Here is a 13,012-nt window from a genome sequence, read left to right as displayed (position 1 = left end):
AAACTCCGGCGTGTACCGCGCCGCTGCCTCGCTCATCGCTCCGCAGACACAGGTATCCCCGAGGCCCGGTTACCTTCAGAACGGAACCAGCTCGATGAAGTGGCTACTGGACCAGTCGGATTCGTTGTTGAGGACTTCGATCGAGGTGCGTGGAATCACGGGATTCAGCTCCAGTTGCAAGGCCAACCGGCTGCCCGTCGCCGGCACGCCTTGCTCCAGCGTCACGATGCCTGTGCCTGGATGCAGGCTGACTTTGCCGGCCTGCTCCGACGGTTGCTGGCCGGCATGTTCCACATGGCCCAATGCAACGGACCTGCCATCCAGATTCGCATCGCCGGCCACCACGGAAAGAACGCCCTGCGGACCAAACCGGAACGCGCGCTCGTTCAGCGCATCGCCGCGCAGGAAAATCGCCATGCGCACTGGCGTCTTGCAGACGACGCTCACGGAAACCACGCGCTTTCCCAACGAGTATCCCAGCGCCGATGCGGGCTGCCCCAGAATGCTCTGCCGGTACTGAACACCGTAGTCCAGCTGCGCATGCCCGGCATGCACCTGGCAATTGTCCGCCGCCAGCACAGCCCCGCTCAGGCTCAAGCCCGCGCACATTGTCCACGCCCACCGGCGGATACACTTCGGTTGTCGCAACATATCGTCTCTCGAAGCCAGGGTCTCATTGAAGTGTGCATCGGGCATCGGCGCTTTCGAACAGCGTGCCGGAACCCGCGCGCTCGGGCAGCACATACTGCAACAGGCATTGCCTGCCGTCCGGCAAAGCCACCGACAACGCGTCGTTCGCGGCGCCGTTGTTGAGAAACACCTGCCCCTGCTCGAGCACCGTGCCGACATACCGCTGACGACTATCCAGCACATAGGCGCCGGGGGGCAGCGGATTGCCGTCGGAGTCGCGAGCGTTGAGCAGCACCCGGCGCACGCGGGTGAGTTCGAAGTCGATCCGGTTCACCGACCCGCGCCCGGGGTCGACCTGCTGGAAGCCGTTGCCGATGTCGACGTTGCGCGGCAACGTACTCGTCATCACCTCCACGCGATTGCTGCTGTACGCGGAAAGCCGGGACACCACGGCACGCCCCCAGGGGTCGGTCCATACCGGCCCCTGCGGGGTGTTGATTTTCACGTTCGATACGCCCGACGCCGACACGATACCGAACGTGTCCTGCACCGGATACGGCGAAAGCGTCACTCCGTTGGCGTGCAGCACCATGCCGCCCGAGGCCCCGCCGTAATACGATCGAGCTCGCTTGCCGGTGTCGGAAAACCCCAGGTTGACTTGCGCAATGCGCGGCGTCGCGGCCATTTGACCCGCCACGGCGTTGCTCCGGTCGCGCGTGTTGCGGTCCACGTTCACCGAGTAATTCAGGTGATCGCCGATCCGCTCACTGTAGCTGGTGCCGAATCGCGTATAGCCGCTCGTATTGCTCGCGTAGGTGCGGACACTGCGTTTGCCGAACGGGATGCTCAACGACACGTAATAGGTGTTGCCTGGCCTGTCATACGCACTGCTACCGTAAAGTCTGCCCTCCCGGCGGGGGCTGAGATCACGCTCCACGTTCAGCGACATGGTGCCGAACGCGAAGCTCTTTCCCCAGGAAAGGTTCAGCCGCTGGGTACGCTCCCCGTTCTGCTGATTGGAGAATGAGTAACCGAAGGTCAAACCGCCCAGCCTGGAATCGGACCAGGCCAGCGCCGCGGTATGCCGGCTCCGATAGCGCGATGCAGCGAACCCGGCCCGGCCGACATCCACGGTGAAGTCGTCCAGCGTACGATAGCCGTTGCTCTGGTACGCACTGCTGAAGCTCATGCTCAGGTTCTCGTGCAGGCCGCCGAAAATGCCCGAGACCTCGATCTCCGTGCCCGACTTGCCGGCCTCCAGCGATACGCGCTGCTGCAGCTTGACGCTGCTCGAGCGCGACACGCGCATATCCACGCCCCAACTGCCAGCCTGGTAGCCGGGAGCGAACAGCGCGGCGGCGCCAAAGTTGCCGCGCTTACCGAGCGTCCAGTTTCCGCTCGCGCTCGCCACCCACGGATTGCGGGCCTTGTTGCCGTCGAGATTGCGACTCTTGCCGAATGCGAACGCATAGCCCGGCCGCTGCCCGAGCGCCCCCGCACTGAGCGACGCGGCGGGCACCACAAAGCTGCGCCGCGCGCCGTTGGATTCGATGACGGTCACCTCCAGGTCGCTGCTGTTGTTGAGAAGCGGCAGGTCGGTGAGCGCGAACGGGCCGACCGGCACGACGGTGGTATAGATCAACCCGCCCGCCTGGCGCACCTCGACGCGAGCCTGCGATTGCGCGACGCCTTCGACCATGACGATGTTGCGTTCCTGCCTGCTCAGCGCCGAATCGGGAAATATCTGGATGCCGGTCAGCGGTGCGCCGGTCAGCACCGAGTTGGCGATGTTTATCTGTCCGCCCTGCACCGTGGCGCCCAAGCGCAGCCAGGTTCGCTGGCCGTAGGCATAGAGGTGTCGACTTTGAAACCCTGAGTGATCCTGACTTTGCGAGTAGGCGCGGCTGCGCAGGATCCAGTCGCCGGCGTTCACGCCGAGTTCGGAGTTGAGCGACAGGAAGGTCGAGCCCGGCATGCCGCTCGCCTCGCTGCGCATGGTCATCAGGTCGTAGTTGAGCAGCGCCGCGTTGCCGCCCCGGCTGTAGCCGGAAAAGTCCGCTAGTGCCTGACGAAACGCCGCGGTCGGTACGACCAGCCGCACTTCTTCCCGCCCCGGCTTGAGCGTCACGTCCGTGCCCGGGAAAGCCCGCGCGAAGTCGTAGCAGGTGTCGGGGCCGGAATCGCCGGGCATCGCGTACTTCGCGTCGGGCACCACCAGTCCGGCCGCATCCAGAAAAGCGCGGTCGAAGCACAGTGCGCCGTCGTCGTCGAACCGCGTATTGATCCGCCCGCGCCGAATGTCGTTGACATAGACGACGACACGGCTGCGGCCGGGCCGATAACGCGGCGCGGCGCGAAAATAGTCGGCAATCTGCGGATCGAGCCCGCGCTGCTGCAGGATGCTCGTATCGAAGGCCGCATCGGCAGCGGCCGAATCGGCCGTCGTTTGCGCGGCGGACGACGTGTCGGGCGGCGCGGCCACCTGCGCGTGTGCCCGTGGCGAATAGGCGCCGGCCAGCAGCAACAACAGCGACGCGGCCGTCCCGCTGCAGTACACGCTCGATTCGCACTGGCGCCGTAATCTGCGCGACGCACGGTCGACACGCATTACGGTTGCGTCGCGGCGTCGACGAGCGGAGCGTCGTAGGTGTCGACCTCGTAGCCGTATATCGTCGCGGGCGATAGCCTGACACTGGTTGCCCGTGTACCGGCCTCCGGCGGCAACGGGACTTCGACGGTGCTGTCGGGCAGTACGTAGGTTTTGCCCAGATCCACGGCGGTCTTGTCCGGCAGGAGTTGCACGCCTTGCCCCAGACGCACCACGTACGGGCTGTCGTTGCGGACGCGCAATTTGCCGTCCGCCACCGACCACTGCAGCAGCGTCCATGGCGAGGTGTGCTTCGCGAGCTTGGCGGGATGCACGATCAGCGGGAGGTTCTGGCGGATCGTCATGCTGATCCGCGCCTTTCCGTCCGGGCCTTTGGGCGGAATGCCCTCGAACGTCACGCGCTTGAGTCGCTGCACCTGAAGCGGCGCCGGGCTCTGCAGAAGAAAACGCACCAGTTGCGTATCCTGACCTTCCACCCGGCTCACCGGCGGCACCGCCACGACCAGCAATTCCTGGTCTTCCGGCGTGTTCTGTATGGTCGTATGCAGAAGCAGCGGAATCGACTCCGTGTTCTTCACGTTCATGGTGGTTTCGCCATCTGCTTCGTTCAGGATCACCACGGACGATTCGGGCAACACGCCGGAGGCCTGTGAAACGGCGGCCGGGATGCCCAGGCATATCGGGAGTCCGGTCGTCAGGATGGCCTTTGCTAATGCGCGCCGGCGCGAAGAAACAGGCTGAACGCGGGAAACAGACCATGACGGGAAACGCAGGGCACGGCTAATCATAATTAGTAGTACGACTTAAATGGATTTTAAGAATAAGATTGGCCCTTACGTCCGAGAGGGCGGAGAAATTCGAGGGAGCGGCGGGATCGATCGCCGTGTCGGTCCGGCGGTCGCCGCCAAGCGCGATGCTTGCGACGACTTGGCGTTACAGGTAGCGCAGTTCCAGTGTGACGGAACCGTCGATCGCAAGCTCGTCGGTGAACGCGATGTCGGGCCGGAATGCGGCCACGACCTGCAACGTGTCCGACAGTGTCTTGAACGCCACCGGCTCCCTCTGCGGCCCATCCACGTCCCATGAAGTGGTATAGCCGGGGTACCAGCCGCCGTAATAGCCAGTCTTCCCGTCCCAAGTACTTCCGTCTTTACTGCGCCAGATCGTGTTGGCGTGCTTACCATCGACCTCGGCAACGCCCACAGTTAGAGAACCGCGAATGGTGTAGAAGCCGACTGCAGGATTGCCCAGACCGAGCGCACGCGTTCCGGGCGGTTGCGTACCATCGCGATTGTCGATCACCTCGACTCCGACCTTGGTCGGATGCTGGCAGTTGATCGTCAACGGCATGTCGCGTTCAATGTAAGAGTAGTACTTGCCAGCGTTAGGGAGATCATTGCGCGACACATTGCCCAGGTCGACAACGCCGCCGTTGCCCAGCGCTATGCTGCAAGCGCCGTCCGCTCGGATATGACCGTTGACGCTGAGGTCGGCAGCCGACGTCGCGCCCGGGATCGACAAACTGCTGGCCAGCGCGGAAAGAACAAACATCTTCTGCAAGTTCATGACAATATCTCGCTCATTCTGAATGGCATGGACAAACGCATATCGCGCGGGCGACGCTCGGCACGTTGACAGTCGCCACACCGCTGCAACGCGACAACCCCGTGAACAGCACACGATCCGATTTCTCATCGCGGACTCTTTGAAACGGGGGGCCAACGATGCACGTGCGCTACAGGTATACAAAATCCAAAGTCAACGAGCCGTCGATTTCGAGTTCGTCGGTGAACGCCATGTCGTGCACGAAACTCAAACCGAACCACAGCACGTCCGTCAGCTTCTTGAACGCCACCGGCTCAACCGGCGTTCGTGTGCCCCACGAAGTGGTGTAGTCACGACCAGTCCATCTCACCATGCCCTGAGGGCGACCTTCAATCGACCAAACATAAGGATGCCTCCAAGTAGTCGAGCCTTCCCGTCGCTCAATCGTCTCGACCCTGCCGCCATCCGCTAGGGGGCCCCACGTTGTGTGAGAGCCAACACGGTAGCTGCCGATGAGAGGATTACCCAAACCGAATCCTGTATGGCCATCGGGCACGGTACCTTCGCGGTTGTCGATCAGGTTAACCCCGACCTTGGTCGGCTGCTGGCAATTAATGGTCAGCGGCATATTCTCATCAACCTCAAAATGTGTCGACGAATTCGCGACGATATCCGTGCGCGACAGATTGCCAAAGTCGATAATGCCGCCGTTGCCGAGCGTTATGCTGCAAGCGCCGTGCGCTCGGATATGACCGTTGACGCTGAGGTCGGCAGCCGACGTCACGCTCGGGATCGACAAACTGCAGACCAGCGCGGAAAGAACCAACAACTTCTGCAAGCTCATAACAATTTCTCGCTTATTCGGAACGGCATGGACAACCGCGTGTCGCGGAGCCGACACTCGGCACGTTGACAGCTGCCACGCCGCTACCACGCGACACCCCCGTGAACAGCAGCGACACACTCCGATTTCTCATCGCTGACTCTTTGAAATGGAGAGGATCCAACGACGCCCGTGCGTTACAGGTATACAAAATCCAAAGTCAACGAACCGTCGATCTCGAGTTCCTCGGTGAACGCCATGTCGTGCACGAAATTCATATCGAACCGCAGCGTGTCCGTCAGCTTCTTGAACGCCACCGGCTCGACTGGAGTTCGTGTGCCCCACGAAGTGGTGTAGTCACGGCCAGTCCATATCGTCGTGCTACCAGGTCTACCTTGAATCACCCAAGTATCAGGAAATTCCCAAGTAGTCGAGCCTTCCCGTCGCTCAATCGTCTGGACTCTGCCGCCATCCGCTAGGGGGCCCCACATCCCATTAGAGCCAACGCGGTAGCTGCCGATGAGAGGATTACCCAAACCGAATCCTCTGTGGCCATAGGGCACTGTACCGTTGCAGTTGTCGATCAGCTGAACCCCGACCTTGGTCGGCTGCGGGCAGTCGATCGTGAACGACATGTGGACTGGATCAGCAATAGGTTTCACGGCTGAGGTCGACAGATTGCCCAGGTCTATGACGCCACCGTTGCCCAGCGCTATGCCGCAAGCGCCGCCCGCTCGGATATGACCGTTGACGCTGCTGAGGTCGGCAGCCGACGTCGCGCCGGGGCTCGACAATGTGCAGGCCAGCGCGGAAAAAACCCACAACTGCTTCACGCTCATAGAAATATCTCGCTCATTCGGCGTGGCATCGACAAACGCATATCGCGGCAGCCGACACTCGGCCTCACACGTCCTCTGGCGCTCGGCACGTTGACAGCCGCCACGCCGCTACCACGCGACAACCCTGTGAACAGCAGCGACACAATCCGATTTTTGGTCGCAGACGCTTTGAAGCGGGGGTTCCAACGACTCGCGGCACTACAGGTACACGAGGTCAAAAGTCGCCGAACCGTCGATCTCGAGTTCGTCGGTGGACGCGATGGATTTCCTCAAATTGATCTGGACCTTCAATACGTCCGTCAGGGTCTTGAACGCCGCCGGCAACGTGGGGCCCTGCGCCTTCCACGACATGGTTGTATCGGAACCCCACTTACCCCAGTTATCCGCTCCACCGCTCCAAGTAGTCTGGCCTTTATCCCGCCAAATCGCATAGGCGCGCTGCCCATCGGCATTGCCGTAGCCGCCCAAAGGAACACTGAAGACCCTGTAATAACCGAGGGTAGTGCCCAGACCGAAAAGGTCCGCGCTCGTTAGTTCGGGCGGCTTCGTACTGGTGCGATTGTCGATCGTGTCGACCCCGACCTTGGTCGGGTGCTGGCAGTTGATCGTCAACGGCATGTCGTACCAAAAAGAAGAGCCATTCTTATGAATGTCATTGTTCGACAAATTGCCCAAGTCGATGACGCCGCCGTTACCCAGCGTTAAGCTACAAGCACCGCCCGATCGGATATGCCCGTTGACGCTGAGGTCGGCAGCCGACGTCGCGCCCGGGCTCGACAACGTGCACGCCAGCACGGAAAGAACCAACAACTTCTGCAAGCTCATAAAAATATCTCGCTCATTCTGAACGGCATGGACAAACTCATATCGCGGCAGCACGCACGTCGGCGGGTGCTCAGCTCCAACGTCGTGAAGCCCGGAACCGCATGCCCGCCTATCGGCATACCCTCTAAGTCGTGACAGTGCGCATAACATCGACGATTTGAATCGCTCCCCTGCGTGCCCTGCTCGAGAGCGCAGACCGCGCCGACGCCTGTTGGAAACGAGCGTTCCGAAAACATGAGCCGAACGTCAGCCATCGCAGCCAGCCGACGCTCCGGCCGAATCGGGACGTTTTTTACAGATAGGTCAGTTCGACAGTCGCGGAGCCATCGAGATCGACACTGCCATTGGAAAGATCCAGCTCCGACAACTTGTTGATCGTCGGGGTGACGGTCAGATTGGCCGTGATGCTCTTGTATGCCCCGGGCGCCACGCTGCCCGATTCCGAAAACGATTTGCGCGCGAGGCCGCTCGCCATCGCGCCCGTGCCGTCGAAAGCCCATGCGTCGGAGCCGGCGGGAGCGGCCAGGACGTCCAACGTGGCACCATCGCTGACGGCACGGGTCAGAGCCAGCGTGTAGTAGCCTGCTTGATTCTTCTTGTCCTTGCCCCCCAACCCGAACTCGTAGTCGTCGCCCTTGCCGCCTGCAGCCGTACCCGAGCGATTGTCCCGCACGTTCAGCGCAACCTTGGCAGCCGCATTGCACGAGATGGCCACGGTCTGCGTCTTGGCGTCGAGTTTCGTCGTGGCATCCTGATTGAGCTTGTCCGACGAGATGGTGCCGAAATCATAGACGCCGCCGTTGCCGATCGTGAATTGGCACGCATCGGGCACGATTCTGCCAGTGACCTTGATCTCCGCAGTTTGTGCCTGCGCATGACCGGCAGCAACCAACACACCGGCAACCAGCCCGAATCCTGCTAATTTTTTCTTCATCGCCTTGCTCCAATAACAAATGAATCGAAAAAATGATGGCCCGCACCAAGCGACTGGTGCCAGACAAGCCATTGCGCCACCACGCCGACAAGTGTGCCGGCCCAGTGCCTGTTCAGGCTATTCGGAAGAATCTGTTTTTCGTCGAGAAATATCTGACGGGCCACTCAGCCCATTCGCCGCCAATCCGCATTCGAGTATGGTGATCGACAAAGTTGCCCGAACGACCACTCGGTACTACGCACGGTGGCTTTTTGGAAATTGGCGCCGATACCGTTTCGGCAACGGATTCAACCGAAAACAGAATGGACTGCCAAGCTATGAATGACGTGTTCGGCGAAAAAAGATCAATGAAGCAGAGGGGACCGTGATTCCTCGTATTGTGATCGTGGACGACCATCCGCTGGTTCGAATGGCAGTGCGAGTGATTTTGGAGCGTGACGGCTATGAAGTCGTCGCAGAGTGCCGTACGGGGGTCGACGGCGTCCAGGCCGTCCGGACTCTTAAGCCCGATCTGGTAGTGCTGGATCTGGTCATTCCCGATCTGGACGGCTTCTCGGTCATGGAGCGCCTGCGCGGCGCCAAACTGGACTCCAGCATCCTGGTGCTCACCTCTGGCGACACGCGCAACTATGCAATGCGTTGTCTGCAAGCCGGCGCGTCCGGCTTTGTCAGCAAGGACGGCGGGCTGGATGAACTGTCCAAAGCCGTAAAGGCCTTGCTCGCCGGCTATTCGTACTTCCCGCGAGTGGTCACCGACATGCTTCGCGAAAACCTGCAGGAAGTGGCGACGAACGAAGGCAAAGGCTCCGCCGCGGGACTCGATGGGCTCACCGACCGCGAAATCACGATCCTCGGCCTGTTGGTGAAGGGAATGAACAACCAGGAAATCGCGCATACGCTGATGCTCAGTCACAAGACGGTGAGTACCTATAAGGTACGTCTCATGAGCAAACTCAATGCCCCGAATATGGTCGAGCTCGTGAAGGTCGCGCAGCGCAATGGCATTGCGACATCCTGACTTTTTTCATATCGATCGATTGGCCGACATGCCAACTTGTGATTCGTGCGTGCGGGACGGTTTCTCCGAGCGACAAACTATAGGTATGCGAAATATATGAATCGATGGAAACCGACTGGAAATGACGGAAATTGCCCGACGTTGCAAAAGACGGTGATCGTCTTTCTCGGTTCGGCCCATGCAGTGACGGCTCCCGTGCGAATGAATTGCCGGACGTTGACGACAATGCATGAGCCCAGCTAATTTGTCGATTCGTGGAAGCGAAATCGCCCCGTCAACCTGACACCTCACTTCCGATGCAAGCTACCGACTTTTCCGACGACGAAATTGCGCAATTGCGCGCCAACGGTATCGTGCTGTTCGCGAACCGGGTCATCTTCGACGCGCAGCCGCCGATGCCCGCTGACCAGGTTGCCGCCGTACAAGCGTCCTGCAACGGCACTCTCCCGCCCGCTCTCGTCGAGTTGTGGCAACTGACGGCGGGAGGCAGTCTCGATTACGACCTGACGCTTCCGATGAACGGCAACCAGGAAGCGATCAGCTGGACGGAGCTGTTCTACAACGGCAGTAAAGGCTACCGGGACCTGGAAGGATGGATCGCGCACGAGCTCGAGTTAGCAGAAGAGGCGGCCGACGAGCGTGGCGAACCGTGGTCCGGCAAACTTGACGTGCTGCCGTTCGGCGGATTCGAGTATTGCGATCGCGTCTACATCGTGACGGCCCCCGAGGCCGACGATTGCGGCCAGGTGCTGGCGTGGAAGCAAGGACTGCCACCCGCGTGGCGCGGCCGGTTGCACGAGGACGGCCTCGCCACCATCGCCACCGATCTGCATGCGGCCTTTCGCGCGCTGCAGCTCGATGCCGATCCGCAGGAACCTGACGGCCAAAGCGGCACGGGCGAAGCGTTGCTCGACTACGTCGAAGCCTGCAAGGATCGCGACAGCATCAGCGAGCCTCTCGCCGACAAGCTGATCGCCTTCTACCGCCGTGCGTTGATCGACTGGCGCACACCGCTCGCGAACGGCACGCTGGCTACGCAGCCGGCGCTTGCGCGCAAGGCGCTGCGCTATGCGATCGATCATGACGACACGGCGCTGGTGACACAATTGGCGTCTACCGGCGTAAATCTTGACAAACCGCTGGTCGGCAGCTTGATTCCCACCGAGTATGGGCTTAGGCGAAAAGCCTATGACGCGACGGCGGCACTGGTCGAGCTTGGTGGTCCAGTCGCAGCCGATTCGCTGGAGTCGGTGTCGGGCGCAATACCGCCCGCGTTGATCGAGTTGCTACTCGACGCCGGCGCTCAGCCGAATTCGGATGTCATGGCGTCGTGTGTTGCGTATGGTGCATCCGACAGCGCTCGTCTCATCGGCGCGGCGCTGGCCGAGCATGGCGTCGACGTCGCCTCTGCGTATGCATCGGCAAGCGGTGCGCTGCTGCAAAAGCTCGTGGCCGATGCGGCGAAAGTCCGCACGGGCAAGCATCATCACTATCTTGGCCTTGAGAGCCTGGAAGCTCACGCACAGCGCATTCGCGAATTCGTGCTGTAACGCGCAGTGCAAGGCGTGCCACGCAAATGCGTTTCCGATCCGTAAGGTGCCCGGGACGCGCGGGCTGGCGGCAGGAACGGAAGCAGCATGAAGACCAAGTGTGCGTGGCCTGTCGATGGTGTGCGTCCGGCCAACCTGTCTTGTGTAGCCTTGAAGGGAACTGCCGCAGAACTGCCGGCCCCTGTTCGAGGCTGGCAGCTTCAAGCGATTCCGTTCAATCTTTACTGCCCGTCGGCGAGGACGACGCCTGATTGCGGATACGCGTTGACAGAGCCGACTCACGCTTGAGCAGGAAGTCCATCAGCAAATGCCGATAGTCGGCCCGGACCGCCGCGCGGACGGACGGGCGTTCGGCGAGCCGTTGCCGCCACGCGGCAACCTTGGGCAGGCGCGCGAAGAATCCGAAGTCGTCGATCTGCTCGAACACGTCGAAATATCGGAACACCGGCCCAAATGCCGCGTCCACGATGCTGAAATGCGCTCCGCCAAAATACGGGCCGGCGCCGAGCGAGCCTTCGATTTGCTCGAATCGCCCGTGGATGTCGCGGGCCTTTGCGGTCAAAGCCGTTTCGTCCGCAGCCGTGTAGAACCCCCAGATCGCGTTCAGCAGCGCCGATCCAAACTCAACCCAGGCGCGGTGCCGCGCGCGTTCGAGCGGCGCATCGGGATGCAGACGCGGTTCGAGCGTCTCATCGAGATAGTCACAGATCACGGCCGATTCGAAGATTTCCGCGCCATCGACGAGCAGGACGGGAGTCTTGCCGAGCGGCGAGATCCCGCGAAACCAGTCCGGCTTGTTGCTCAGATCGACGTCCGTGCGTTCGAACGGCACGCCCTTTTCAGTCAGCACGATTACCGCGCGCTGCACATATGGGCAAAGCACATGACTGACGAGGTGGAATTCGGGGAAGCTCATGTCGTCGCCTCGCAATCTCAAGCCACGCCAAGTGCGAACCGCGGGCTGCGCCGCACCGCCGGCGCACCAGAGGTGACAGCGATATCACTGGTCCGGATCGGTTGATTCATAAGGGTACCTATTGCAAGAGTTGGCAGATCGGCACCGAATTTAGCATTGCAGTTGCGCCTGCAAAATACGCGCAATTACAATTTGAGCATGCAAAAACGCAACGCGCGAGGGACATGACGATGCCGTACAAGCTAGACGCCGCGGACCTCGAAACGATCTTGGCGCTCTCCCGCACCGGGACGCTGGTCCAGGCCGGTGAGCGACTGGGTGTGGACGCTTCGACCGTGTTTCGCAACCTTCGGCGTATAGAGCGTGGCCTGGAGCAGCAGCTATTCGAACGGACTCGCTCCGGCTATCGAGCGAAGGAAATCGCGCTGACGCTGGCAGAACACGCGGAACAGGTGGAAGTGCAGGTCGAATCGGCCCGCTCGATTGCGCAGCAGATGCCCGAGCAGGTTGGCGGCACGGTTCGCATCACCACCACCGACACCCTCTTGCACGGGCTGGTCGCACCTGCGCTGAAGCAACTGGAAGCCACTCACCCGTTGCTCACGTACGAGTTGCACACGGGCAATGAGATCGCCGATCTCGGCCGGCGGGATGCCGACATCGCAGTGCGCGCGACCAAGCAGCCGCCGGAATACCTCGTAGGCAAGCATGTCGGGCCGATCCAGGTGGCACTATTCGCGTCGAAGCGGTACGACGTCGTCCAACGCTATGAAGACGTCACGGCAGGCAAGGCGCGCTGGATCGCTCCGGACGACGCGCTTCCAGGCCACCCTTCCGTCATCTGGCGCAAACGTCATTTCCGGAAGGTGGTTCCGCACTACAAAGTCAACAGCATCCTGACCGTCATGGAACTGGTCGCCTTGGGCATGGGCGTGGGCATCCTGCCTACGTTCCTGACACGCGGCCGATCCGATCTCGTGCAACTGACCGATATCCTGCACGACTGCCAGACCGAGCTGTGGGTGCTGACGCACCGGGAATCGCGGCATCTGCGGCGAGTCTCGACCGTATTCAAGTACTTGTCGATGACGCTGAAGATCTGAGACGGTACTGACGCCGGGCAGCGGCGTGGCCCCCCGCCTTTCCGTCGCGCCAATGCAAAAACCCCCGCCTTTCGGGCGGGGGTTTCTGGCTTAGGGGAGCCTGACGATTACCTACTTTCACACGGGAATCCGCACTATCATCGGCGTAGAGTCGTTTCACGGTCCTGTTCGGGATGGGAAGGGGTGGGACCGACTCGCTATGGTCATCAGGCAAAAGGGGT

The 13,012-nt window shown here is 61.2% G+C and carries 12 protein-coding genes and 1 rRNA gene; 3 read left to right on the top strand and 10 right to left on the bottom strand.

Translation table 11 applies throughout. The features are described 5' to 3' along the window. Positions 1-75 precede the first annotated feature (75 nt). The 8 genes from G3N94_RS14240 to G3N94_RS14205 form a co-directional block, all read right to left on the bottom strand. Positions 76-696, bottom strand: coding sequence for a hypothetical protein (locus G3N94_RS14240; RefSeq protein ID WP_205793031.1), 621 nt, complete (start codon positions 694-696; stop codon positions 76-78). After that, positions 674-3,238 (bottom strand): fimbria/pilus outer membrane usher protein, encoded by a 2,565-nt coding sequence (locus G3N94_RS14235; RefSeq protein ID WP_205793030.1) that lies wholly within the window; start codon positions 3,236-3,238, stop codon positions 674-676. The genes G3N94_RS14240 and G3N94_RS14235 overlap by 23 nt, the downstream gene beginning before the upstream one ends. Then, positions 3,238-4,026, bottom strand: coding sequence for a fimbria/pilus chaperone family protein (locus tag G3N94_RS14230; protein WP_205793029.1), 789 nt, complete (start codon positions 4,024-4,026; stop codon positions 3,238-3,240). Before G3N94_RS14230 ends, G3N94_RS14235 begins: the two co-directional genes overlap by 1 nt. A gap of 145 nt (positions 4,027-4,171) precedes the next feature. Next, positions 4,172-4,804, bottom strand: a complete 633-nt coding sequence (locus G3N94_RS14225; RefSeq protein WP_205793028.1) for a DUF1120 domain-containing protein — start codon at positions 4,802-4,804, stop codon at positions 4,172-4,174. A 169-nt stretch (positions 4,805-4,973) separates the two neighbouring features. Continuing rightward, positions 4,974-5,627 carry a DUF1120 domain-containing protein gene (locus G3N94_RS14220; protein ID WP_205793027.1) on the bottom strand — a complete coding sequence of 218 codons (654 nt, stop codon included), beginning with the start codon at positions 5,625-5,627 and terminating at the stop codon, positions 4,974-4,976. Positions 5,628-5,803: 176 nt separating this feature from the next. Then, positions 5,804-6,445, bottom strand: a complete 642-nt coding sequence (locus G3N94_RS14215) for a DUF1120 domain-containing protein (protein WP_205793025.1) — start codon at positions 6,443-6,445, stop codon at positions 5,804-5,806. Positions 6,446-6,643: 198 nt separating this feature from the next. Further along, positions 6,644-7,270 carry a DUF1120 domain-containing protein gene (locus tag G3N94_RS14210; RefSeq protein WP_205793023.1) on the bottom strand — a complete coding sequence of 209 codons (627 nt, stop codon included), beginning with the start codon at positions 7,268-7,270 and terminating at the stop codon, positions 6,644-6,646. Positions 7,271-7,562: 292 nt separating this feature from the next. Next, complete coding sequence (locus tag G3N94_RS14205; RefSeq protein WP_205793022.1) at positions 7,563-8,204, bottom strand: DUF1120 domain-containing protein; 642 nt, start codon at positions 8,202-8,204, stop codon at positions 7,563-7,565. Positions 8,205-8,568: 364 nt separating this feature from the next. Between G3N94_RS14205 and G3N94_RS43200 the strand changes: the two genes are divergently transcribed. Both G3N94_RS43200 and G3N94_RS14195 read left to right on the top strand, forming a co-directional pair. Further along, entirely contained in the window at positions 8,569-9,222 is a 654-nt protein-coding gene (locus G3N94_RS43200; RefSeq protein ID WP_205793021.1) for a response regulator transcription factor, read from the top strand. 296 nt (positions 9,223-9,518) lie between these two features. Then, a complete protein-coding gene (locus G3N94_RS14195; protein ID WP_205793020.1) occupies positions 9,519-10,772 on the top strand; it encodes an SMI1/KNR4 family protein in 1,254 nt (417 codons plus the stop codon). Between the two features lie 214 nt (positions 10,773-10,986). On the opposite strand, the gene G3N94_RS14190 is transcribed toward G3N94_RS14195, so the two are convergent. Continuing rightward, positions 10,987-11,688 carry a glutathione S-transferase family protein gene (locus G3N94_RS14190; protein ID WP_205793019.1) on the bottom strand — a complete coding sequence of 234 codons (702 nt, stop codon included), beginning with the start codon at positions 11,686-11,688 and terminating at the stop codon, positions 10,987-10,989. A gap of 230 nt (positions 11,689-11,918) precedes the next feature. On the opposite strand from G3N94_RS14190, the gene G3N94_RS14185 reads away from it, so the two are divergent. After that, positions 11,919-12,791 (top strand): LysR family transcriptional regulator, encoded by an 873-nt coding sequence (locus G3N94_RS14185; protein ID WP_205793085.1) that lies wholly within the window; start codon positions 11,919-11,921, stop codon positions 12,789-12,791. 98 nt (positions 12,792-12,889) lie between these two features. Here G3N94_RS14185 and rrf read toward each other — a convergent pair. Beyond that, a 5S ribosomal RNA gene (gene rrf, locus G3N94_RS14180) occupies positions 12,890-13,002 on the bottom strand. Positions 13,003-13,012 lie beyond the last annotated feature (10 nt).

It is taken from the genome of Burkholderia sp. Ac-20353, assembly GCF_017104785.1.
Taxonomy (GTDB): Bacteria; Pseudomonadota; Gammaproteobacteria; order Burkholderiales; family Burkholderiaceae; genus Burkholderia.
This window is presented reverse-complemented; position numbering and strand designations above follow the sequence as displayed.